The following is a 22,600-nucleotide window of genomic DNA, read 5'->3' as shown; positions in this document are numbered from 1 at the left end:
GAACGCAGCCTGTGCAGCTTAAGCCTCCCGGAGGGGCACTGGCCGTCACGCTGTGATGAGGATGGCTATGCGCAGTCCTGTCCGTCACTCCGGCTGAATCGACATCCCCAACCCGATAAATAAACAAGGAAAAACTAACATGACCAACACGATTAACCTTAACGATACACTCCCGTTACCACCGCAACCTGCCAGTTCTTCGCCAGCGCTGACCGCCACCCGCGTACAGGACGAGCAGCGCATCAGCTTCTGGCCGCAGCATTTTGGCAACATACCGCAGTGGATAATCCTTGAGCCGACTGTCTTCGCATGGATGGACCGCTTCTGCACGGACTACCACGGCGGCATCTGGAATTTTTACACCCTCAGCAACGGCGGCGCGCTTATGACCCCGGAAACGGAGAGCGATGAACTCTGGTCGCTGTTCAATCCCCTGAACGGCAACGGCGGTGAGCTCAGCGGCGAAGCTGCCGGGATAGCCGTCTGCCTGATGACTTACAGCCACCACGCCATGCGCACCGAATGCGATGCCATGACGGAGCACTACTACCGCCTGCGCGACTACGCGCTGAACCACGCGGAGTGTAACGCCATTATGCACATCATTGACTGAGGTCAAAATTATGGAACAACAACTCCCGCTGTTTGCCTGTGAACTTGCCCCCACAGAACAGCAGACGGTCAGGACGGCGCTAACCCTGCTGGAGCGACAGTTACGTGAACCCGGGGCGTCATTCACCTCCAGCCATGCCGTCCGTGACTGGCTGCGCCTGCAGCTTGCCACACTGGAGCGCGAAGAATTTACCGCGCTATTTCTCGATAACCAGCACCGGCTTATTGCGCACGACACGTTGTTCACCGGCACCATCAACCATACGCAGGTACATCCAAGAGAAGTGGTGAAGGCTGCGCTGAAACATAACGCTGCCGCCATTCTCGTGGCGCACAGCCACCCGTCTGGTCTCGCTGAACCCAGCGACGCAGACAGACGGATCACCGAACGCCTGAAACAGGCACTGGACCTGGTTGATATTCGCCTGCTGGACCATCTGGTGGTCGGCGGGATGGATATTGTCTCTTTTGCCGAACGCGGCTGGCTGTAAGGAGAATAGCTATGAAAATCATCAGCAAACGCCAGGCAATGACGATTTACCGTCAGTATCCTCAGTCCCGGCTGTTTCGCTTCTGTACCGGGAAATACCAGTGGTCAGGCAGTATCTGCCACTATGCCGGCCGGGAGGTACAGGATATCGCAGGCGTGCTGGCCGTATTCGCTGAGCGTCGTCAGGACCGCAATGGCCCGTATGTCGTATTGCGTAGCGTTACCCTGAATTAACGCACAGTTAAGGATTACTTCAATGCAGAACACAACACCTGTAGCAAATCATGATATTGCCGAACCCTGGTGGGGTCTTAAACGCAATATCACGCCCTGTTTTGGCGCCCGTCTGGTGCAGGAGGGCAATCGCCTGCATTACCTGGCAGACCGCGCCAGTATCAACGGAGTCTTCAGTGATGCGGATTTACGCCATCTCGATCAGGCGTTTCCTTTGCTGCTCAAACAGCTGGAACTGATGCTGGTTTCCGGTGAACTCAATCCCCGCCATCAGCACTGCGTCACGCTGTATGCGAAAGGGCTGACCTGCGACGCCGATACCCTCGGCAGTTGCGGTTATGTCTATATTGCGATTTATCCGACGCAACCTGTAGCACAGCCAGGAGGTTAATAGCCATGCCGCACGCCTGTAAAATCAGCGAGGTTATTGAACTGTTGCAACAGCATCAACATGACGACTTCGTATTATGTTCACTCTGGTACGAAGACGATGTACACAATGTGGATGACTCTGTTACGACAGAAGAGGCCAGAGCGGCATTACGCCATGCTGCCAGCCATCACGACGCAGAACAGGGTATTAACTGGTTCACACTGGAGGCCGCACCTGACGCCATCCGGCAGTAAGTGGTTTCCCTGAAAAACACCGTAACTCACCGGCCTCCTTCACCGTAATACGTCCCCTGTCACCAGCGTCTTATTTAACAGAGATCACCTTTATGCAAACCTTACCCACAATCCAGACACGGAAGGCACCATCACGCCCTTCACCTGTAGAAATCTGGCAGCACCTTCTTACGTATCTGCTGGAAAGGCATTACGGCCTTTCGCTTAACGACACACAGTTTGGCAACGACGGTGTCATTCAGCAGCATATTGACGCCGGGATTTCACTGGCAGATGCACTCAATTTTCTTGTTGAAAAATCTGAACTGGTACGAATTGATCGCCCCGGTTTCTCCATTCAGCATCAGTCTCCGTTCATCAGCGCTATTGACATACTCCGGGCCAGAAAGGCCACCGGCCTGATGCAACGCACCGGCTATAAAGCGGTGACTTGCGCCATCAGTGGACGGTCTTCCGGGGGGCCGCAATGAAACTGTCCCTCACAACAGAAGCCGATAGCATCCATGTACTGGCCCTCAACATGGGCCGGATCTCCGTTGATATCGACGGTATTGAACTGACCAATCTAATAGATGTGGTCTGTGATAATGGCTACTCGCTTCGTGTGGCTGATGCCCCGGGGAAACTGGTTGTTGAAGATCCGCTTCCACCCATAACCCGCGTTAACGGGATCCGGTGCAGTACCGCACATATCACCGAGGCCGATAACACTCTGCTGTTTACTCTTTCACACCAGCATGAAGACTTTGGTGAGTCTGAATGGATTTTGTACACCGGCTCGGGTTATCTGCTCAACCTGGGCGCGTGGTCGTTTCCGGTCTTACGCCTCAAACGCCTCGGGGTGTCAAAATCCTGCCGTCAGTTAGTGGTGACGCTTATCCGTCGCTACTCCGCTGGCATCATTCATCTGGATGCCTTTGGCGAAGTGCTACCGGGATTCGCTACGTTTGACTGGTAGCGCAACCTCAATCTCCATAAGGTTTTCACATGCCGGAATTAACCACCGAAGCGGCTCTCAACATTCTGATTGGCTGGCTGCAGGACAACATCAATTGTGGCAGCGAGATTATCTTCGACAACGACGAAGACAACACCGATTCAGCAAAGCTGTTGCCCCGAGTTGAACAGGCATTACAGAACGTTCGCGATCTCCACCATCTTCAGCTTTTGCAACAGGCCAGTACAGATTAACCATCGAACCGTACTCATCACTTACTCATAAACGCCAGCCCTCACCGGCTGGCGTTTTGCTTTATATAAGGAAAAAATGATGTCAGAACTTACTCTCACCGAATCCGAAGTGTTAACCGACAATACCGATATAATTTGCTCGACCAGCATTGAACGTATCGTCACCGGACGTAATACCGCGCTGGCTCAAATTGAAACGCTGATACAGCAACTCGACGATATATCGACACTGACCAGCAACATCGGCGGCGGTAAAGCAAATGAATGGGGAGTACGGCAATACCGTTACGACTGCTGGTTGATGGATAAACCAGAAACAGCAATAAAAGCCATCACCCGAAATATCGATCGCAGCATCTGGAAAGACCTGATGAATAAGTCGGGAATGCTGGCGCTCATGGACGCACAGGCACGCGACGAGTGGCACAACAGCCTGGAAAAGGAGAATATTCCAGCGGTCAGCGAAGAGAATATCCTGAGCACGTTTGAGCAACTGCATCTGAATAAAGGTGAGGTGTTTGAGCGAGGAGTCATTAACGTCTTCAAAGGCTTAAGCTGGAATTTTAAGACCAATTGCCCCTGTAAGTTTGGCGCGAAAATCATCGTGACGGGACTGGTCAAATATGACCGGTGGGGATTTGGGCTTAACTGGGGCTGGCAGCGCGATCGGTTAGCGGATCTTGAGCGCATGCTGATGCTTCTGGATGGCAAGCCTGTCCCCGATAACCGCGCTGACGTTACCCGTCGACTGGGCGACCATATCCATGCTAACCGGCACAGCAATCGTTACGAGAACGAGATGTTTGCGATTAAATACTTTCAGAAGGGAACCGCACATATCAGCTTCAAACGACCAGAGCTGGTTGATAAGCTCAATGACATCATTGCTAAACATTATCCTGGAATGTTACCTTCACAATCTAGCGCCACGAATTGATTATAACCGCTATTTAGCCCACATTCCCCCAAGTAAAACCATTTGGGGGTGCTTATGGGGGTTAATCATTTATCCAACACGGAATATCAACATTTAATCAATAAGTTAACCACCCAATACGACTCCTGTGATCTCCGCCAAAAATGTCATAGATTTCCAAGTATTTACCTACGTTTTGCTCATTTTGCGGTCTACTTCACATTTTAATTTGTAAAATAAATATAATCATCTTATTTCTATCTACAAATAAATGAGATCGTTATGAACGATATTCAAAAGGAACATCTTTCACCTTTTTTCTCTATTCTTGTTGGTTTTAATAAATCAAATTACACAGCTAAATTTTTACATGAATCCATCATGAAAATCATTGATACAAAAATTTATAATGAAGGAGAAATAAAGAAATATTTAACCACTACTGAAATCATTAAAGAATCCACCGTGTTCATTTCTCCTTACTCTATAAATAAAGTACCCAGTTGGACTAAAAAAAATGATATACATGATATTGAAAATCATGTTGCACTGACTTTTACTCGAGGCAATTATGTTGCTTTTTATTTTTCTGAAAAAGGAATGAAAGATTCTATAAGAGAATATTTTAAGAGTACCATATTGCCAAATCTACATCCTGTAGAAATATCGCATTTAAATCATTTGTTTATTGACGAAGACAATATCAAGATGCTTTGGCTTTTAGGCATACATGGAAAAAATACATTTAAGGCTGATTCAAAAGTACTAGCTGGTAATAGCGTAGCAGAGTCTTTAGACCCACTTGAAGACCAATCTTACATGATGTCTGCTGTAAGAACAGAAATCGGAAATAATAATAAAACCATTGGTCTAAATCCTTTTAAGTCATCTATCTGGAAGGGACCTTGCAAAGATTGGGTTACTTTTGAAAACAACGTCATAGAAATATTGGACATGCTAAATTCCAATAATCAAAACAATTTATCTCCTATAGGCATTCTCGCTAGCCCAATAAATGATCTCAAAAATGTAATTGATGCCTATGATTTTTCGATAATTGACCCAGATTTCATCCCCTATGAATTGCCACTTAAAAAATTAGATTTATTAAGAAACATCAGAAATAAATATAGAATAGAAATTTCATTAACGCTTAATGCATCATTTACCCTAAAGGTGTTTTATGAAAATTCCTACTGCGGTGATATTCAAGTAGCGCTTAAAATAAAAGATTACATTACTAGTTTTGAAATTATTAGCCAGCAGTATGCCCCACAAAAGAAAGATTTACTTAATAATTATGCGAAAGTTTTTAAACATTCTGATTTAATTAAGTGCTGGTATGAATCAGGACATGCAGTAGTAAACGGTTGGACTTTTAAGACTGACTACAAAGATGTTACTTATAATGGTTTTATCTGGGCAGATTTTGAAAAGTATGATATTTGTAAAGAAAAACCATTAAACTCAGAAAAACTCGATTTACAACAAATAGGAAAACAAGATTCTCTATTTTGTTGGGTTAAAAACCGCTGGAATAGCCGCTGGGACACGTTTGATAAATTCAACACAACCGAAAAACCGAATGGATGGCTCTATTGTGACGATGGCGCTGGTGAGAAAGCAGACTTTATCCATATTGACGATCATAATGATCAAACGATCATATCACTGATTCATATTAAAGCAGCCAATAGTAATAGTAGCAGCAGAAGAGTATCAGTTGGTGCTCATGATATTGTCTTAAGTCAAGCAGTCAAAAATTTGAGATATGCAAACCGTAAAAATCTCATCCAAGATCTTACAGAAAGAACTACCAGCTCTCAGAACAAAATGTGTTGGTTTGAGAATAAATTAATTCAATCTTCGGACTTTCTTACCAAACTTTCATCATTGAACTCAAACCCGACTAAAATAAAAACTCGGGTCATAGTTATACAACCTCATACAACAAAAAGTTATTATACAAAAACACAAAATAATAACATCAAAAGACAGTTGGATGTTTTATTAGTCAGTTCAGACAATGCGATAAAATCATCTGGCGCAGATTTTCATATAATTGGTTTTAATGACGACTGATTTTAAATAAAAAATTTTAACCGTTAGGCTTTATTCCCTTATTACGCAACGCCTCCCTCGCCAGTTCCTTCAACCAGCTGGCGAGACTCACTCCTTCCTCAGCCGCCACAGCATCCAACTGCTCCTTCAATGCCGGATCAATTCGCATCTTAAACTGCGGAGACTGCCCGCCGCCTTTTGGTTTTTTTTCGCGCGATACGATTGACATGAGGCCACCTATCCATCTACTCTGACACCTATAGGAGGCCACCTAAACCTCCTGTATTTGCAACGCCCCGATGTGCGGGAACACAACCGGAGCGTCTAACCTCACCAACTATCAAGGAGTTGATTATGGCTGATTCTCATTCTACCCCAGACACCGACCAATCCGGAACCGAGCGTTCGTTAATTGTGGGATACCGCCCGAATGTTTTCGACAAATCCACGCCGAAAATCATCCTTTCCGGCAAGTGGCTGCGCGCGGCGGGTTTTGATACCGGACAGCAGGTCACGGTAAAGGTGATGAAAGGTTGTATCGTTCTGGTGGCGTATAACGAGCAGGAGCAAAGGTTGCAGGATGATTATAAACGGACGAAAGCAAAGCTTATTGAGATAGAGAACGCGCTTGCAGCGATCCAAACTCCGCATGCTGGAAAGCGCCTCGCAAAATCAAATACAAACCACCTGGCTTAGCGGCTGTTTCTGGCATACTACGAACTTACGATATCAACCTTATGAGATGGGGGCAGCATGACATATGAAGAATTAATCAATTCACCAGCCGGTGAGTTCGTCATGTTTGCCAGCAAGGATGGAAAAGTTCGCATTGAATGCCGCTTCGAAAGCGATACGTTGTGGCTCTCACAGGCTACGATCTGTGAGTTATACGGCAAAGCCAAAGCAACGATCAGTGGGCATATCAAAAATATTTTTGATGAGGGTGAGCTGGTCGAAAATTCAGTTGTTCGGTTTTACCGAACAACTGCCAGCGATGGTAAAGTATATAACGTTCAATACTTTAGCCTGCCCGTCATTCTCGCCATCGGCTATCGCGTCCGCTCCACGCGAGGCACACAGTTCCGCCAGTGGGCCACCCAAACGCTGCAGGAATATCTGGTTAAAGGCTTCGTTATGGACGACGAGCGCCTGAAAAACCCGCCAGTGGGATCATCAGCCGTACCTGACTATTTCGATGAAATGCTGGAACGCATTCGCGATATACGGGCCAGCGAACGCCGGATCTATCTCCGCGTGAGGGAGATTTTTGCATTAGCCGCTGATTATCAGCCGTCGCTCAAAGAAACCACGCAATTCTTCCAGACCATCCAGAATAAATTGCATTTTGCCTGCACGGGCCACACCGCTGCTGAGTTGATTCACCAGCGCGCCGATGCCTCTCAACCGCATATGGGGCTGACCAGCTATAAAGGCGAAGAAGTCCGTAAAAGCGATGTCACCACCGCAAAAAATTATCTGTCTCAGGATGAAGTCAGCGAACTAAATCGCGTCGTTAATATGTGGCTCGATTTTGCCGAAGATCAGGCCAAACGCCGCAAGCAGGTATTTTTACGAGACTGGCAAACCAAACTCGATCAGTTCCTGCAATTTAACGACCGGGACGTTTTAGAAGGGTCAGGCAAAATCAGCAAGAAAGCGGCCGATGAAAAGGCGTGCTCAGAATACATTGAGTATGAAAAGAAGCAGCGCCTGCTGAAAGAAGCCGAAGGTGAGAAAGATATCATCGGCTTATTAAAATGGGATAAGCAGGCTAAGCACTAATCCCGATTCAACCGCATATGCAGCAACGGAAACGGATTCCCCTGCCCGTCCTGTTCCGAGCGTCCGACCTGCTCAAACCCCATATGGCGATAAAACGCGACGCCCTGCGGGTTCTGCTCATTCACATCCACTTCGTTCGCGCCGAACGCTGCGATGGCGTGTTGCAGCAGCAATTTCCCGACGCCCTTACCCCGGCTCGCATCGTCAACAAACAGCATTTCAATGCGATTTTCATCCACGCCTAAAAAGCCGTGAATGTCGCCTGCTTCATCGCTAGCGATCACGACCTTGAGGTTAGGCAGATAGGCGTTAAGCAATAGCGGGCGCAGCGCCGCAATATCGCTTTCCTGTAAAAAGTGATGGGTAGCGCGGACGGAGGATTCCCAGATCGCGACCAGACGTTCGAAGTGTGTGGGGAGTGCGGTTTCTATTTTCATGGGGGGATCATGTGCTGATAAGTAAGTTAATTCAAGTCACTCCTTGCGCTCTGTTCCCCCTCACCCTAGCCCTCTCCCTCAGGGAGAGGGAACTGACCGTGCGGTTTTTCATCCCCTACCCTGATCTCCATCACCGCATACACCCCGTCCTTCGGCACGATCACGGTGACGTTTTCCACCGGCACGCCTGCCGCGAGGTGGATGTCCTGCAGCTGCTGCAGCGTCCTTGGGTGAATATCCTCCCAGCCGATACCGCGCAGCACAAAGTCAATGTGCGGGCTGCTGGTCAGCATGTTCGACACAATCACCGCCCCACCGGGCTTGACCAGCCGCAGCGCGCGCTGGAGGAAAATCACCGCATCGGTATCGCTGAAGTATTCGAAAATCCCCAGCGCGTCGACCAGTTCGGCCTGATGCTCGCCCAGCTCCAGCAGCAGGTCCTCGTTACGCACCAGCGTATGGAGCAGGTTGCGCCTGAGCAGCGTCAGCTGTTCGCCCACCACAATGCCTTCCTGCGCCGCCATGGTTTCCGCCCAGCTCAGCGCTACGGGGTCTTTGTCCACCAGCGTGAGATAGACCTGCTGGCCATCAAGCTTTGCTTCACGCAGCGCCTCCAGCACCGGGATGGCGGCGCCGCTCGCGAGACTGACCCAGTTGTTCTCGCTCTCATTGTGAATGTATTTATCCGCCAGCGCGGCCAGCACCCGGGCGCGGGAACGCACGCCGATGGCATCATTTGCGTGGATAAACCACTGGCGGCTGTCGCTGTCCATTTTTGTTCCGTCGGGCAGGCGGTCTTCCAGCGGGTTTTGCACCACAAACAGCGCCAGTGCGGAGGGGACCAGCCGGGTGCGCCACGCGGTGAGGGCCGGGCGGTTACGGAAGGCCTGTTCGGAATAGCGGTTCTGGGTGACAAGCACGACCTGCCCGCCTTCGTCGTATTCCACCCGCGGCGGCCGGAGCGCTGGCTCGGCTTTCAGCGCACGGTCAAGGGAGGCGATCTCACGGGCAGCATCGTCTTTCATCGGCCACTGGTCGCTGACGTCGGGAAATGACGCGCTGAAAATCGTCATATTTTCCGGCGCATCGCCGCGAAAAGGCTGCCAGTTCATGTCGTCTTCTCCCCGTTAGGCTTTTAACGGAAGTCTATCCAGGCGAGCCAGTAATGCCCCAGGAAGAAAGCACGATTTTTATTGCTTCACCCACACCAGTTGGTCAACCCGGAAGCCCAGACTGCGCGCGGTATTCAGGTAATCCTGCTTCACCGCATCCGGGATGGTCGGCGTGCGCGACAGGATCCACAGGTAATCGCGGTTCGGGCCGCTGACCAGCGCATACTGGTACTTATCGTCCAGTCTGATCACGTTATAGCCGCCGTAGAACGGGCCGAAGAAGGAGACCTTCAGCGCGGCGGTGGTCGGCTCGCCGGTAAAGTACGCTTTCCCCTCGCTCTCGTTCCACTTGTTCTTCACCGGATCGTAGCCCCGGTTGAGCACGCTGATACCGCCGTCGCTGCGCTTGCCGTAGGTCGCCGTCACCTGCTCCAGGCCGCGTTCGAAGCGGTTTTCCAGACGGGCGACTTCGTACCATTTGCCGAGATAGCGGCTGGCTTCGAAGTTGGTAATAGGCTGCACGCCTTTCGGCGGCGTGGGGGATTTACAGGCGACCAGCGTCAAAGCAATCGCAACACCGGTCACAACAGGCCATAGCTTCATGAGAATTCCTTTCATTTGCACGGTTGGATGTTAAGTGTAGTGCACCGTTTCGGCGCTTCATCCCGTTCGGGAAAATTCGTAGTATATTGAGAGTATTCCTCCACTCTGGACACGGACATGGCTTACTCCATCGGCGAATTCGCCAGACTCAGCGGCATCACCGCCACCACCCTGCGGGCGTGGCAGCGTCGCTATGGTTTACTCAAGCCACAGCGCACGGAAGGCGGCCATCGCCAATACAGCGATGAGGACGTCCAGCAGGCGCTCAAAATCCTCGACTGGGTAAAAAAAGGCGTCCCGATCGGCCAGGTCAAACCGCTGCTGGAACGCCCGACGCCGGGCCGGACCAACAACTGGCAAACCCTGCAGCAGAACATGCTGCAACGCCTGCAGGACGGCAAAGTCGAGTCCCTGCGCCAGATGATTTACGACGCCGGACGCGAGTACCCAAGACCCGAACTGGTCGCGAACGTGCTGCGCCCGCTGCGCAGTCAGGTATCCGCCAACGTGGCCGCCGCCATGACCCTGCGCGCAATCCTCGACGGCATCATCATCGCCTACACCTCGTTTTGTCTCGAGGGTGATAAAAAAGCGCCGGGCGATAATATTCTGCTCAGCGGCTGGCACCTGAACGACGCCTGCGAGATCTGGCTCGAAGCCTTAACGCGCACCGGACAGGGACACCGAATCGACATTCTGCCCTCGCCTCCAGCCGCGCTGGCCCCGGAAATTTTCCCGGAGCGCAAATGGCTTCTGGTCACCAGCGGCAAGCTCACCGCGGCGCGGAAAAAGCAGGTGGAGCAGTGGCAGCAGCAGGTATCGCTTGAAGTGATTATCCTCTGATCATTTTCTCCTGCGGGAATCTTCACGAAAAGTTGAATATTTTCCCGCGCCGCAGATGCTAACGTTTTCCTGTGACGAATAACTCCACAGGAAAACACCATGAAAAAAACTACCCCTCTGCTGATGCTGGCCGCGATGGCCTTTACCCCTGCCGCCTTTAGCGCCGCTCCTGCTGGCACCCTGAGCGTACACATCCTCGACCAGCAAACCGGTACGCCTCCTCCGGGCGTCACCGTCACGCTTGAAAAGCAGCAGCAGGACAAATGGACCCCGATCGCCAGCGGTAAAACTGACCAGGATGGACGCATCAAATCGCTCTATCCGCAGGACCAGGACATGCAGCCTGGCGTGTATAAAGTGACCTTCAAAACCGCAGAGTACTTCCACGGCAAAAAGCTCGACTCCTTCTTCCCGGAGATTCCGGTGCTGTTTACCGTGACCCGCACCAACGAGAAACTGCACATCCCGCTTCTGCTGAGTCAGTACGGTTACTCGACCTATAAGGGCAGCTAAGACGCATTGATTCTAAAGGAATAAAAAAAATAGTTCCGCTAATACTTGGACAAATTAGTCATGTTGTGTAAGTTTTAATTATATGAACGGGAGGACGACACCATGACGACGAAACCAGTGCTGGGTATTAGCGGATGTTTGACCGGATCCGCCGTTCGCTTTGACGGCGGACACAAGCGTATGGGCTTCGTCATGGATGAACTGGCCCAGTGGGTGAATTTCAGGCCCGTCTGTCCGGAAATGGCCATCGGCCTGCCGACCCCTCGCCCGGCGCTGCGTCTGATCGTGACGGAACACGGTGAAACGCAGATGCGTTTTAGCCATGCGCCTCACGAAGACGTTACGCAGAAAATGGAGGACTTTACGGCAGTTTTCTTGCCGAAAATTGGCGATCTCGCTGGTTTTATCGTCTGTGCTAAATCCCCAAGCTGCGGCATGGAACGCGTGCGTCTGTATGATGAAAACGGCAACCGGGGCCGCAAGGAGGGTGTCGGGCTGTTCACCGCCGCCCTCCTTGAAACCTGGCCGTGGCTGCCCGTGGAAGAGGATGGACGCTTGCACGATCCGGTGCTGCGGGAAAACTTTGTCGAACGTGTTTTTGCCCTGCACGAACTGAACACGCTGCGTAAAAATGGCCTCACGCGCCGCGCGCTGCTGGACTTCCACAGCCGTTACAAACTCCAGCTGCTGGCGCACCATCAGGCGGGTTACCGTGAAATCGGCCCGTTCGTTGCCTCGCTGCACGAGTGGGAAGACCTGGACGCCTTCTTCGTGGCGTACCGGGAAAAGCTGATGACCATCCTGAAAAAACCCGCTTCGCGTAAGAATCACACCAACGTGCTGATGCATATTCAGGGCTATTTTCGTAACCAGCTGAACACCCGCCAGCGCGGCGAGCTGCGCGACGTGATCCTGCATTATCGCAACGGACAGTTGCCTATCCTCGCCCCGATCACGCTGCTGAAGCACTACCTGGCCGAATACCCCGACCGGTATCTGATGACGCAAAACTACTTTGATCCCTATCCTGATGATTTGGGTCTGCGTCTGGCAGTCAAGTGATGAAAAAAATGCGAAGGCCCCATTGACCCGTAGAGGCCCAAAGCAGTACCCCGTTTAGACGACATCCTCACTGTCGTCTCTTTTTTGCATTTCATCTCAAAGACTGTGATTATATACAGGCTTATTCTGCGAAAGGGGCCTGCCTGTGATCCACACCCTGCACATTCAAAACTATCGCTCCATCCGCGAGATGTCGCTGGAGCTGGAGCAGCTCAATATCGTCTTCGGGCCGAACGGCACTGGAAAATCAAATATCTACAAGGCGATACACCTGATGCACAGCGCCGCGCAGGGGCAGTTTTCCCAGGCGCTGGCAAACGAGGGCGGCATTCTAAAGGTGTTCTGGGCAGGCAAAACCCGTAGCGACCAGCTACGGCGGATGAACCTCGCGGTGGAAACAGAGAGCTACGAATACGAGCTGCAGGTCGGGTTTGTGGAGAAGCTGCCCTATCCCTCGCAGTTTCAGCTCGACCCGGTGATCAAAGAGGAGTCCATCTGGCTGAGCGGCCAGCACCGCCGCCCCTCGTCGCAGCTGATGAAGCGTAAGAACCAGGCGGTGTTTCTGAACAACGTGCATCACGAGAAGGTGACCCACAGCGGCACGCTGTACGAGAACGAATCGGTATTCGGACAGCTCGGCGAACCACACCTTTACCCGGAAGTGTCGCAGATGCGCGAGTCCCTGCGTAACTGGCGCTTTTATCATGAGTTTTCTGTATCAATCGGCTCGGCGATGCGGGCCCCGCAGGTCGGTTTCCGCTCCCCGGTGCTGGCCAGCGACGGCGCTAATCTGGCGGCCGCGTTTCAGACCATCGTCGAGATTGGCGACGAGCTGCTGCTGATGCGCATCCTTGACCAGGCCTTCCCCGGCTGCGTGTTTTACAGCGACAACACCGGTGGACGTTTCCGGATGATGATGCAGCGCGAGGGGCTGAGCAGACCGCTGGAACCAGCAGAGTTCTCCGACGGTACCTTGCGCTTCCTGTGCCTGGCGGTAGCGCTGTTAAGCCCCCGCCCACCGGCGTTTATCGCGTTGAACGAACCGGAAAACAGCCTGCACCCGCAGATGCTGCCTGCCCTGGCGAGCTTAATCGCCGAGGCCAGCCGCTACTCGCAGATCTGGCTTACCAGCCACTCGCCGGAGCTGGCGAAGCTGATTGAGAAGCAGAGATCGTTCTCGCTGTATCAGCTGTCGATGGTGGAGGGAGAGACACGGGTGGAGAGGCTGGGGTAAGCCGCTTTCTCTTCCTTAGAAGCCCAACAAAAAGAAACACAGTCCCAAACTCGCCATTACTCCGGGGGCTTCTTTCGTATCTTGCGCTCATCGAGTAAGGCATATAACCACGATCTGACGCCTGCCGCGGTTGCTGCAATAGCGCTTACAACGACAACCTGCTTAATATCTGACCGGTCAAAAACAACGTCATGGCTGATGATGAATTTAACAACAATCAGGGCCAGAGAGAAAAACGCCAGGCAGCAAACAAACAGGTAGGCAATGCTGAACAGTAACCTGGCGATAGTAGGTTTATTTTTTGTCATTTTGTTCACATCATCTTTATCGGCATTATCGAAAACGCCCTTCTCAGAGAACCAAAAATATCATCAATATATACCTTTCCCGAGTCTGGTACAGGGCTAAACAGTGGTTGATATGAAAGGCCTGCAAATGTACGAACAGGGTTATAATTTTTATCTTTCCGATAGCAATGTGTGGTTAGTGAATTTAAGTTCTCTGCCCTGATTTATACACAGCAGATTCATTTTCTGCAGCTGCAAACCACGCGTTAAAGTTAGCTGCTGTACCATGGTCCTCCCACCCCGGTGATGCAAAAGCATGAACATAGTAAACTTTAGGATCGCCTGATGTAGAGTGGCCGTCAAAACAAGCAACATCGTCAGAGTCACTCTTTTTTGCAAACGGTATCAAATTTCGTTCCGGGTATAGCTTTTTAATTTCATCAAACCACTGCTGAGAATATCCCTCGAACTCGCACAGGAACCACCAAGATTCCAGATCAATAAGATCGTCTTCATCTATAACATTCAGAAAGCTCTGTGGATACTGAAACCCATTCTCAAAAGTCGTTACTGGGCACAAAAAACGTTTCATCTCTCAACCTTTTGGTTTGCCTGTTACTCTAAGGGGGCATTTCCCCCATACGGATTTCAATGCTGAAACCCCATGACAACCTCTTAATTCGACCAGTGGTCGCCTCACCCATGTTGTTGGTGCTAAACCTTTTTTTTAGGCTGTAGTAATGGAATATTTCAGCCACTTTTAGTTTATCAATTAAATATCACGTTGAACGAACCGGAAAATAGCCTGCACCCGCAGATGCTGCCCGCCCTCGCGAGCTTAATCGCCGAGACCCGCCGCTACTCGCAGATCTGTCTTACCAGATATCGATGGCGGAGGGGGAGACGAGGGCGGAGAGGCGGGGGTAGTCTCCCGAGGCACGGAGACACTTTTCTCGCATCTCGCTTCAGTGAAGCATGCCAATAAAGAACCCCAGATACCCGGCCCTGCTTAACCATATAAAGGGGCTGGTGAGGCCGGATCGCCGAATATTTATCAATTCTCTCATGGGGGCCAGACCATCATTTTTGATGATGACATTTTTTGCACAATAGCGGCAATGCATAATCAGAAATAAAATCCCGAGGATCGCAAAACCAAAATAACTTTCGCGACTTCCCCAAAAATGAGTGCTTAACTTTAAATAAGTTAATCCCCAGATACTGACTAAGAAGACGATAAATGAACATGCTGCAATGTTCATGTCTCGCTTACTACCCAGACCAAAAAAGAGCGCGTCAAAGAAAAACATCGTGGTAAGAGGTGACTGAACGCTTCTTCCCGTCACTTTACTAAAACGGACAAACACGACAGTTCCGATGAAAAATGCGAACAGCGCAATTCCTAACAGCAGATAAATCATTTGATTAGTCCTTTTTGAAGGGCCAGGATATGAGGTCGGGACTGTTAGAGCCGTTAAGTTTTGAGAGAAATGGCTCAGCAAATACTGTAAAAAACTTTCTTCAATCCTGCTTAGGGTCCTATTTTATACTAACCAACATCCACTAAACGATTGTTTTTGCTCATCTGCGTCCAGATTTTTCAGTTAAGACAGAAGCTGATATATCTCGGCCTCAGCCTTCTCACTTGCGTATTTTGCAGTGAAGGTTGTGATATCCTTATCACCCAAAAACCGATTATCAACAACAACCAAGTCCTATGATTTGTATTTTTTCATTTCAGTTTTCCCCTGGCAAAATCTTCGCCTGCTTTTCCTGCTCTCTCAGATAGATAGCCACCTACTGTTACACCTGCTATTACTGGTAATTGTTTTACGGTACCACACCGCTATCTAGTCCCGAGCCGAAGTGCATCGGTTGGAAATAGTGGTTGCAAAATCATACTTTCATTAAAAATGAACATTTTTGGTGACAATGCCGCGACATCATAAATATTCTCAAGCAATAATCTCAAATTAGTTCTAAATAAAGGTATATTTGCATCGTCTGCAATGACATAAACATCTTCATTTTTTAGCCTGGATTGACAGAGTAACTCATCATTGGTTTCAAAGTCTCTAAAGCTTATTTCAGACCAAGAAATGTTTCCGCTAACAAAGGGGTATCCTTCCAGAATAGCAGTTACTCTCGCTTCTTCTTCTTTATCAATAATAGTGAAATCAGCACTAAGAGCTTCTCTACACTCTTCAAATAAAGTCATAAGTTCTACCTGTTCAATTGTTTCAATATAGTATTAAAGGCGTTTTCATTATCCTCAAATGGTATCACTTACTTAACACCTTTCTTGTCCCTTGCTATAATCCCATCTATTAATATGGGTGCCTTTTACAGAATCATAATCGACTCGCCAACCGACCATCGACCACCCGCTGCGAAAACTTCCGCCGTTCCATGCATAATGCACTATTTTTACGCAGCAAGTAGATAGTCCCAAAGCAAGCAGCCCGGCGATATAATCCAGCGAATTATTCTCAACAACAACTCTTTCCTATGCGGATTCTTGTCTCTACCCGCTTTTTCCCTGTACTTTCGGTGAGTTACAATCGGTTTTCCCTGCTGAACTTCCGGAACGGCAACTTTTTGCGCTGCTAAGCGTTTTTGGCCCTGCAGACGCTACTGCCCGGCCGTGACACCCAGTCTGCTACCCCACAATCATATCAGTATGAAGACTTGATGCCACGACACACGCCTCAGAAGCGTCCGTCAGTGGCTGAATAGTTTTATCGTTCTTTTCTAATCAAAGAATCATATTTCCCAAATTCGGGAAATCGATCATAGTTCCCTGCCACATCAGAATAAGTTTCACTTCTCTCTGAAGTATTTTCAGAAACATTATCCTCTATAATTGTAGTATGCCCATCTTCTTTAAAATGGTACGTTGTCCCATTGATTACTATGTCAGTATCGCCATCATACTCTCTATAAACGGCCATTGATAGAAATAATGTATCAACACCCAGCATTTGGAAATTGTAAAGAAGATTTTCTCTTAAATGTTCATCAAGAAAACTTACACTTACCCACCCACTATTTCTCATTATATTAATGAAGCACGACGGAGTAGAATCAGAACCGATGAGAACCGTATAAGTGTCACCAGCCTCATGTTTTTTATAAGCTTTTTTCTCCATCCATAAGTCAATTGGCTCCTTATATCCAACTGACCATGTTTTGCAATAATAAACATTTTGGCTCATTTATACACCTTACCATTTGTATTACGAATCACCACACCAGATTTCTTAGCAGTATCAATTATTGATTCTCGCTAAATTTTTTTGTATAGCCTCAATGGTAGCCTGTCCTTTGCTTCCGAAATATTCATAACTCAATGACTCCAGAACCGTTCCTATAAATTTCGGAATCACATATTGAGGAAGCATTTCTTGTACTTTCTCATAACCCTTGCCTGTTAATACCCCTCCCGCTGTTCCTATTCCTGCACCAATGGTGGGAGCAAGTGGTTCTTTCCCTTGCAACACAGCCGCCGCATACACACCAACCATGCTTGTACCTTCGGTAAACCAGAATCCACGCCCTTGCGTTAATCCACTAATCCTTTATGCCATTTTTCTTTTCTTCATAATCCTGCAAGTATTTTTCAATAGGGTATGCGGTTCCAAGTTCATGTACCTCACCAGTATCCTTATCGATTATAAATGGAGAATTGCCTATAAGCTGAGCAGAGAAATATCCTGTTTCAAGATATGCTCTGGATTGAAAATAAAAAAACCATCCTTCTGAAAAACGACCTTGTAGTGTAATAACAACGGGCACCTCTGTTTTTTCTAAATATTCGATCGCCTTATTAACAGCTTCATCAAAAGTAATCATTAGTTTGTCCGCTAAAGTTGGAATGATTTGAACTGGCTGAGATCAGCTGATTTACCCGTTTGTCCATCAAGGAATCGGACTGTACCATTTTGATTCACAATATTAAATACATGCCCTGGCTGCCCTGGGCCATATGAACCAAAAACGATACCTCTTGAAACAGAACCTGCATCTGTCATTTGTTGTGTAATGCTTTCAGATGAAGGGGCTTATTTAAATTTAGTACCATATTGGTTTTCCAAAACAGATAAAGGCACTCCATTATTATGATCAATCGGTAAGGCTGACGCAGGGTTCCCACTTGATGTAGCATCTGTAGCAATCGAGCAGTTTACACAATTGTGTGTTCGCCCAGATTCAGGGTACCCTGGATTCACATTCTTAATTGATCCTGCTGTCTCTTCACTTACTCCAGAACCTTTCATTCCATAATGAGCACCGCCGACAGCCGCTGCGCCGTGTACAAACGTCATCGAATCATACAGCATTGAAGCCGTTTCCGGACTCACTCGCCAGTTCTGAGCTATACGCTGAATATCTGTCCCGCGCCTGGCTTTCGAATCTGCGGTAGCATACTGCCTTCGCTGCCCGACGATTTTATCCGCACCTTCCTGACGCGCCTTTTTCTCCTGGACAGGCTACCGTCCGACGAAAAGCCCATCGTGAACAGCCACCGGCCATTCAACATAACGCAGGGAGATTATGTCTTGAGCCTTTCAAAAGCCTGCGGAGGTGCAGGCTAACAACCAGGAGACCCGGACGATTAAGAGATTAACTGCCGGGAAGGTTGTCTTTAAAATATAGATAAAACATCAATGTAATTAATTTTCTCGTCTCGCTCATATTCCATTGACAGAGAATCAAAAACTTTAATTTCATCCCCGAGATTAATAATTGCTAAAGTAAAACCTTCATCAAAAACTAATTTTGCCCCAATCACTTTTTGTTCTATTTCCGAATAAATCGCGTAAAATCGTAAGAGTATCTTTCCAATAACTTTATGAAAAAAACATGAATTCGACAAATCCATAATTTCCTCTTTGCCATACTCTCCGAGATCATTTTCTTGCATTGGTAAATCAGTTAGTTCAAGTGAAGCCCCATCCAGTCCACACCTGAACACAACACTTTGATTTTCATTAAAAAAAACGAACTGAAGTTGTTGCGGAGCCCCTAACTCGGGAACGTTATAAATATATATCAGACCATTGACATTTTGGAGTTTTCGTCCGACTACATTACGTGCCAGCTCTTGATACCCATTATCAAAAAGCATCATTGTGGCGCCCCCTTTAGCGCATTTTTCACTGAGGTATTATTTAACACACCATCTTTAAGGATGGTAACAAAACTACCATCTGGTTTAGTAACAACAACATCATTTCCTTTTATTCTGAAGAATACATCACCACGACTGGCTCCTGCTACTGCTCCTTGCCCTGCAAATTTCCCTGCAACAACTTTATCTGGATTAGAGCCTATATCATTTATAATACTTAAAACACGTTCTCGCTCGGCCGCATTTGATGCATTCCCACCAAAATCTTCAACATGTTTACCAAGTTTTTCCCAATCTGTGCATTAGTTACTGAGAACTTGGCACTAGCGCCAACACCAGAAGTTGGTACGGATATTTTCCCTGGACCAGGAAGATATCGAGAAATTTCATCACTGACTTTATTGATTAGTTTAGACGCAGTTTCAAGATCGCCCGCTTTGAGTGCCTTATCTACACCTTTTAGTAAAGCCCCAGCTTCATCACCCAGTCCTGGCATGATATCGATAACGGCCGCCAGATAGCCCAGCGCACTGTCCGCTTCCTTAAAGCTCTTGATATCCCCGTAAAGAGGGATAAAGTCGCAGCCTGCTTCCGCAAAACCTGCCAGCAGTTCATCCCGGTGGGCGTCCATTTTCGCACCACAGACCGCTGCACTGAGTCCGGCGCAGTTCTTCGCCTTAAACTCGTCAACCGCGTTTTTCAGTTGCTGCTGCGCATCCTTGTATCTGTCCTCCGGCTTTTTACCCGTTGCCAGATATTCAGCAACATCACTCAGCGAGTTATTCTCAACAACAACTCTTTCCGGTGCGAACTCAGTCACCGAAACAACTTTTCCTTTTTCTTTCAGTTAGTTACAACTGCTTTTCCCTGTTGTATTTTATGCCCAGGATTTTTGCGCTGTTAAGCGTTTTTGGGGCCACAGACGCTACCGCCCTGCCGTGACACAAGGTCTATCGCGCCACCATCATATAAGCAAACTACAGCATCACTGCGGACGCCGAAATCTTGGATTTATATTTTAATTAAGAAGTTCCTTTGATACATTGCCAGTATCGAAGAACTCCCTAAAGACCCTGACAACAAGACCATAATTTTTTGTAAGCTGACTTGCTGGCCAGTAATCTCCGAAAATTAACACTTTTTCATCTGGTTGTGTTAAATCGGTAATTGACATAACCTCATCATCTTCGTTCAAAAACGTAACCAGATAGAAACCTTTTTCCATTCTTACTTGTATTTCTGAGATTAAATTACCTTCGCAGTCTAATCTGTCGACGGTTACACAACCACTAAATAAATGAACTTTGGCTAATAAGTTAACAATATCTTCCCAGCAATCAGGCTTCTTCGTGCCACCTTTTTGTGATATCGACCATGAAAGAAGCAACCTATTCATCATTAGCTCCTTTTACGCGGAAGCCCTTTGTTCCTGACTGCCAATATAAGGTCCTACCAGTAGTTTCGTCAAATAATGTTAACGACTTAAGCCCTGATCTTTCAGCCATAATTTTTATATCGCTTAGACAATATGAGAAAACTTTCTCCCCACTTACCGACATAAACATATCTTTGCCGTTAGTCATTCCTTTTTCATAAGCTTGCTGAATTACACCTACCTCTGCATGAGCTGTTCCCATATTCCCATTGGGAAGGTTTTTATCCGGCCGCTTGTCTATCTTGGCCTGCACAACATCATTGATAAGCGTCGGTTTATTGAAATCAGCTAACTGTGAACGTCTTATACCTTGGTTGGTGTCAGAAAACTTCACTCCATCCACATTTCCCTTGGCTACGACTTTTAGATTGGCATCAACAACTTTACTTAATTGTTTTGCCGCAGCAGAACCCAAAATTGGTGTTACCGAAGTCGCAATGATCTCCAGACCCTGTTTCGTTTCGGTGTAGCTTTCTGAGGTCTGACGATCCACCCCTTTGGTGACCAAGAAATAGTTAATCATGGTATCTTTCACCTGCTGCTGATTCTGTGCATCAACGCTAGTGATATCAAAGAGATTGACTATCTGCCCATACGCATCAGCGTGCTGTTGGCTATATTTCGAGTTATAAGGGCCATCTTCATACCCCTCTTTTGAGGCAATGGCTTTTAGTCTTGCACCAGCACACGCTGAGCTTCCCGCGTTACCATTACCACACGCATCAATAACTTCCTTATGACTGGCGATATCTTTCTCAAGTAATGCGTCATATTTCTGCTGTGCTTTCTCGCGCTCTGCCGGATCAGTACTGTTTTTAAGTGTCTGTTTCGCCAGCTCAAGCTCAGTTTTTTCAGACACACTCAGATAGTTATTCTCAACAACAACTCTCTCCGACGCAGGTTGCTGCGATGAAGCCGGTTTTCCAATTTACTTTCAGCTACTTACAATCGGCTTTTCATGCTGTACTTCCTGCCCGAAAACCTTTTACCCCGACGCGCTTTTTTCGACCGTACACGCTACGGGCATTGTGGGTAAGAAGAGGTCGATAAAACGATCCCGGCTCTATGGCCGGGATCTGTCTTACTTAATAGAATAATTATACTGCTCTGGTATTTTATAATTCTCTGGGAAATTGGCTACATGGGGAATTTTGACATAACGATCAATATCTTCTCTCGTTTGTTCAAACATTCCAGATATCCCTGATAAAAAAGTTGATATCCGTAACAATGCTGCCTGCATTGCTAATTCATCTTTATTTTCTTTTGCAGCAAAAAACAGCTCGATTGTTAAGTTAAGATTTTTCATATCCTTTTGAAAACTTTGAACTATTGAAAAATCTTCAGCCAAATAAAGATCATCCTCATCGAGTTCTTCCCCTGCCTCATGCTTTAACAGCTCCAAATAGGCATCTTTAAATTTATCTAAATTACTGATATCAATCATTTAGGCAATCTCTGACCTTTGGCTTTAGCCGCCTTAGTCTTTGCATCATTAAACGAACCATCAATATTCGGGACAGCTTTAACTTTTCCTTTACTATCAAAAACCTCGATATGATCTTTATGTAGCCCATCAAGATAGTGCTTATCGCCTTTAGCAATATAGTCTCCAACAGGCTTCTTCGCTTGATAAATACTCTGCCCCTGAAATATCTGACTAGTTTTCTGAGCATTATCTTTCATTTGGCTACCAAAGCCGGGTTGCCAAGCGTAGCAAGGGATATTTTTCGGAAGTATAACCGCTGATAACACGATCCCGGCGCGAAAGCCGGAATTGACTCTACTCAGTTAATAAAAATCATCTTGCGCAAACTGTTTCCCTGTTGGGATAACTTCATCTTTATCAAAGGACAAAAGATATTCCTCGTCATAAAGCTTTATTGAGTACCCATAAAGTATTCCATCTTCTTCACTTATCCCCATAACCTCCCCTTTTTTACCTGCGTATTTCTTATTTGTTTCTTTGCAGTCAGGAGATATTTCCACTTCCTGATAAAAATCAATCTTATTTTCCATAATGCTTGCCT

36 protein-coding genes and 1 pseudogene are annotated in these 22,600 nt (G+C 47.7%); 17 read left to right on the top strand and 20 right to left on the bottom strand.

The genetic code is table 11. The annotated features are described in order from the left end of the window. The first annotated feature begins 139 nt into the window (after positions 1–139). From KGP25_RS00520 to KGP25_RS00475, 10 genes are all read left to right on the top strand, one after another. Positions 140–613, top strand: coding sequence for an antirestriction protein (locus KGP25_RS00520; RefSeq protein WP_223539777.1), 474 nt, complete (start codon positions 140–142; stop codon positions 611–613). 10 nt (positions 614–623) lie between these two features. After that, positions 624–1,103, top strand: coding sequence for a DNA repair protein RadC (gene radC, locus KGP25_RS00515; RefSeq protein ID WP_223539776.1), 480 nt, complete (start codon positions 624–626; stop codon positions 1,101–1,103). An 11-nt stretch (positions 1,104–1,114) separates the two neighbouring features. After that, complete coding sequence (locus KGP25_RS00510; protein ID WP_223539775.1) at positions 1,115–1,336, top strand: DUF987 domain-containing protein; 222 nt, start codon at positions 1,115–1,117, stop codon at positions 1,334–1,336. A gap of 22 nt (positions 1,337–1,358) precedes the next feature. Further along, positions 1,359–1,727 (top strand): type IV toxin-antitoxin system YeeU family antitoxin, encoded by a 369-nt coding sequence (locus KGP25_RS00505; RefSeq protein ID WP_223539774.1) that lies wholly within the window; start codon positions 1,359–1,361, stop codon positions 1,725–1,727. A 5-nt stretch (positions 1,728–1,732) separates the two neighbouring features. Further along, entirely contained in the window at positions 1,733–1,963 is a 231-nt protein-coding gene (locus tag KGP25_RS00500; protein ID WP_223539773.1) for a hypothetical protein, read from the top strand. Between the two features lie 92 nt (positions 1,964–2,055). Further along, positions 2,056–2,433, top strand: coding sequence for a TA system toxin CbtA family protein (locus tag KGP25_RS00495; protein ID WP_223539772.1), 378 nt, complete (start codon positions 2,056–2,058; stop codon positions 2,431–2,433). Further along, positions 2,430–2,921 (top strand): DUF5983 family protein, encoded by a 492-nt coding sequence (locus KGP25_RS00490; RefSeq protein WP_223539771.1) that lies wholly within the window; start codon positions 2,430–2,432, stop codon positions 2,919–2,921. Before KGP25_RS00495 ends, KGP25_RS00490 begins: the two co-directional genes overlap by 4 nt. A 29-nt stretch (positions 2,922–2,950) precedes the next feature. Further along, positions 2,951–3,154: a hypothetical protein gene (locus tag KGP25_RS00485; RefSeq protein WP_223539770.1), complete on the top strand. Its 204-nt coding sequence runs from the start codon at positions 2,951–2,953 to the stop codon at positions 3,152–3,154. Between the two features lie 79 nt (positions 3,155–3,233). Continuing rightward, entirely contained in the window at positions 3,234–4,091 is an 858-nt protein-coding gene (locus tag KGP25_RS00480) for a DUF4942 domain-containing protein (RefSeq protein ID WP_223539769.1), read from the top strand. Between the two features lie 261 nt (positions 4,092–4,352). Continuing rightward, complete coding sequence (locus KGP25_RS00475) at positions 4,353–6,152, top strand: hypothetical protein (RefSeq protein WP_223539768.1); 1,800 nt, start codon at positions 4,353–4,355, stop codon at positions 6,150–6,152. 16 nt (positions 6,153–6,168) lie between these two features. On the opposite strand, the gene KGP25_RS00470 is transcribed toward KGP25_RS00475, so the two are convergent. Then, entirely contained in the window at positions 6,169–6,360 is a 192-nt protein-coding gene (locus KGP25_RS00470) for a toxin-antitoxin system HicB family antitoxin (protein ID WP_223539767.1), read from the bottom strand. A 125-nt stretch (positions 6,361–6,485) separates the two neighbouring features. Here KGP25_RS00470 and KGP25_RS00465 point away from each other — a divergent pair, with 125 nt between their 5' ends. Both KGP25_RS00465 and rhuM read left to right on the top strand, forming a co-directional pair. Further along, a complete protein-coding gene (locus tag KGP25_RS00465) occupies positions 6,486–6,827 on the top strand; it encodes a SymE family type I addiction module toxin (RefSeq protein WP_223539766.1) in 342 nt (113 codons plus the stop codon). A gap of 57 nt (positions 6,828–6,884) precedes the next feature. Next, positions 6,885–7,913, top strand: a complete 1,029-nt coding sequence (gene rhuM, locus KGP25_RS00460) for a RhuM family protein (protein ID WP_223539765.1) — start codon at positions 6,885–6,887, stop codon at positions 7,911–7,913. On the opposite strand, the gene KGP25_RS00455 is transcribed toward rhuM, so the two are convergent. The 3 genes from KGP25_RS00455 to KGP25_RS00445 all read right to left on the bottom strand — a co-directional run bounded on the left by KGP25_RS00455 (position 7,910) and on the right by KGP25_RS00445 (position 10,065). Beyond that, on the bottom strand, positions 7,910–8,350 hold the full coding sequence (locus KGP25_RS00455) for an acetyltransferase (protein WP_223539764.1): 441 nt from the start codon (positions 8,348–8,350) through the stop codon (positions 7,910–7,912). The genes rhuM and KGP25_RS00455 overlap by 4 nt on opposite strands. A 65-nt stretch (positions 8,351–8,415) precedes the next feature. Continuing rightward, the gene (locus tag KGP25_RS00450) at positions 8,416–9,462 is read right to left on the bottom strand and encodes a class I SAM-dependent methyltransferase (RefSeq protein ID WP_223539763.1); all 1,047 of its coding nucleotides are present in this window, start codon (positions 9,460–9,462) and stop codon (positions 8,416–8,418) included. A 78-nt stretch (positions 9,463–9,540) separates the two neighbouring features. After that, positions 9,541–10,065, bottom strand: a complete 525-nt coding sequence (locus KGP25_RS00445; protein ID WP_008500115.1) for a lipocalin family protein — start codon at positions 10,063–10,065, stop codon at positions 9,541–9,543. Positions 10,066–10,182: 117 nt separating this feature from the next. Between KGP25_RS00445 and KGP25_RS00440 the strand changes: the two genes are divergently transcribed. The 4 genes from KGP25_RS00440 to KGP25_RS00425 all read left to right on the top strand — a co-directional run bounded on the left by KGP25_RS00440 (position 10,183) and on the right by KGP25_RS00425 (position 13,717). Continuing rightward, on the top strand, positions 10,183–10,908 hold the full coding sequence (locus KGP25_RS00440; RefSeq protein ID WP_048030818.1) for a MerR family transcriptional regulator: 726 nt from the start codon (positions 10,183–10,185) through the stop codon (positions 10,906–10,908). Positions 10,909–11,007: 99 nt separating this feature from the next. Then, positions 11,008–11,421 (top strand): hydroxyisourate hydrolase, encoded by a 414-nt coding sequence (gene uraH / locus KGP25_RS00435; protein ID WP_048226512.1) that lies wholly within the window; start codon positions 11,008–11,010, stop codon positions 11,419–11,421. A gap of 102 nt (positions 11,422–11,523) precedes the next feature. Further along, positions 11,524–12,483, top strand: coding sequence for a DUF523 and DUF1722 domain-containing protein (locus KGP25_RS00430; protein ID WP_223539762.1), 960 nt, complete (start codon positions 11,524–11,526; stop codon positions 12,481–12,483). 145 nt (positions 12,484–12,628) lie between these two features. Further along, positions 12,629–13,717: an AAA family ATPase gene (locus KGP25_RS00425; protein WP_196346927.1), complete on the top strand. Its 1,089-nt coding sequence runs from the start codon at positions 12,629–12,631 to the stop codon at positions 13,715–13,717. Between the two features lie 56 nt (positions 13,718–13,773). Here KGP25_RS00425 and KGP25_RS00420 read toward each other — a convergent pair whose 3' ends face one another. Together KGP25_RS00420 and KGP25_RS00415 are read right to left on the bottom strand one after the other, a co-directional pair. After that, a complete protein-coding gene (locus KGP25_RS00420) occupies positions 13,774–14,025 on the bottom strand; it encodes a hypothetical protein (protein ID WP_048226608.1) in 252 nt (83 codons plus the stop codon). 184 nt (positions 14,026–14,209) lie between these two features. Continuing rightward, positions 14,210–14,596, bottom strand: a complete 387-nt coding sequence (locus KGP25_RS00415) for an SMI1/KNR4 family protein (protein WP_223539761.1) — start codon at positions 14,594–14,596, stop codon at positions 14,210–14,212. A 186-nt stretch (positions 14,597–14,782) separates the two neighbouring features. Between KGP25_RS00415 and KGP25_RS00410 the strand changes: the two are divergent. Next, positions 14,783–14,931: pseudogene (locus tag KGP25_RS00410) on the top strand (AAA family ATPase); the annotation flags it as partial. Between the two features lie 38 nt (positions 14,932–14,969). On the opposite strand, the gene KGP25_RS00405 reads toward KGP25_RS00410, so the two are convergent. From KGP25_RS00405 to KGP25_RS00340, 14 genes are all read right to left on the bottom strand, one after another. Next, positions 14,970–15,425, bottom strand: coding sequence for a hypothetical protein (locus KGP25_RS00405; RefSeq protein ID WP_069720530.1), 456 nt, complete (start codon positions 15,423–15,425; stop codon positions 14,970–14,972). A gap of 425 nt (positions 15,426–15,850) precedes the next feature. Next, positions 15,851–16,222: a hypothetical protein gene (locus KGP25_RS00400; RefSeq protein ID WP_223539760.1), complete on the bottom strand. Its 372-nt coding sequence runs from the start codon at positions 16,220–16,222 to the stop codon at positions 15,851–15,853. 520 nt (positions 16,223–16,742) lie between these two features. Then, entirely contained in the window at positions 16,743–17,219 is a 477-nt protein-coding gene (locus KGP25_RS00395) for a lytic transglycosylase (protein WP_159125939.1), read from the bottom strand. A 54-nt stretch (positions 17,220–17,273) separates the two neighbouring features. Then, positions 17,274–17,528 carry a hypothetical protein gene (locus tag KGP25_RS00390; protein WP_048226975.1) on the bottom strand — a complete coding sequence of 85 codons (255 nt, stop codon included), beginning with the start codon at positions 17,526–17,528 and terminating at the stop codon, positions 17,274–17,276. A 46-nt stretch (positions 17,529–17,574) separates the two neighbouring features. Further along, positions 17,575–17,856 carry a YrhB domain-containing protein gene (locus KGP25_RS00385; protein WP_048226977.1) on the bottom strand — a complete coding sequence of 94 codons (282 nt, stop codon included), beginning with the start codon at positions 17,854–17,856 and terminating at the stop codon, positions 17,575–17,577. A gap of 11 nt (positions 17,857–17,867) precedes the next feature. Next, on the bottom strand, positions 17,868–18,035 hold the full coding sequence (locus tag KGP25_RS00380; RefSeq protein WP_235837656.1) for a toxin glutamine deamidase domain-containing protein: 168 nt from the start codon (positions 18,033–18,035) through the stop codon (positions 17,868–17,870). A 30-nt stretch (positions 18,036–18,065) separates the two neighbouring features. Beyond that, positions 18,066–18,344, bottom strand: a complete 279-nt coding sequence (locus KGP25_RS00375) for a hypothetical protein (RefSeq protein WP_223539759.1) — start codon at positions 18,342–18,344, stop codon at positions 18,066–18,068. A gap of 305 nt (positions 18,345–18,649) precedes the next feature. Next, positions 18,650–19,135, bottom strand: a complete 486-nt coding sequence (locus KGP25_RS00370) for a hypothetical protein (protein WP_069720536.1) — start codon at positions 19,133–19,135, stop codon at positions 18,650–18,652. Between the two features lie 217 nt (positions 19,136–19,352). Next, positions 19,353–19,955 (bottom strand): hypothetical protein, encoded by a 603-nt coding sequence (locus KGP25_RS00365; protein ID WP_223539758.1) that lies wholly within the window; start codon positions 19,953–19,955, stop codon positions 19,353–19,355. A gap of 198 nt (positions 19,956–20,153) precedes the next feature. Further along, a complete protein-coding gene (locus KGP25_RS00360) occupies positions 20,154–20,534 on the bottom strand; it encodes a hypothetical protein (RefSeq protein ID WP_223539757.1) in 381 nt (126 codons plus the stop codon). Then, the gene (locus tag KGP25_RS00355; protein ID WP_223539756.1) at positions 20,524–21,429 is read right to left on the bottom strand and encodes a DUF6862 domain-containing protein; all 906 of its coding nucleotides are present in this window, start codon (positions 21,427–21,429) and stop codon (positions 20,524–20,526) included. The genes KGP25_RS00360 and KGP25_RS00355 overlap by 11 nt, the downstream gene beginning before the upstream one ends. A gap of 222 nt (positions 21,430–21,651) precedes the next feature. Then, a complete protein-coding gene (locus KGP25_RS00350; protein WP_023326404.1) occupies positions 21,652–22,017 on the bottom strand; it encodes a hypothetical protein in 366 nt (121 codons plus the stop codon). Further along, positions 22,014–22,256: a hypothetical protein gene (locus tag KGP25_RS00345; RefSeq protein WP_223539755.1), complete on the bottom strand. Its 243-nt coding sequence runs from the start codon at positions 22,254–22,256 to the stop codon at positions 22,014–22,016. The genes KGP25_RS00350 and KGP25_RS00345 overlap by 4 nt, the downstream gene beginning before the upstream one ends. Positions 22,257–22,361: 105 nt before the next feature. Beyond that, on the bottom strand, positions 22,362–22,589 hold the full coding sequence (locus tag KGP25_RS00340; protein ID WP_223539754.1) for an Imm31 family immunity protein: 228 nt from the start codon (positions 22,587–22,589) through the stop codon (positions 22,362–22,364). Positions 22,590–22,600: the final 11 nt, after the last annotated feature.

This window comes from Enterobacter sp. JBIWA003 (genome assembly GCF_019968825.1).
GTDB lineage: Bacteria > Pseudomonadota > Gammaproteobacteria > Enterobacterales > Enterobacteriaceae > Enterobacter > Enterobacter quasiroggenkampii.
This window is presented reverse-complemented; position numbering and strand designations above follow the sequence as displayed.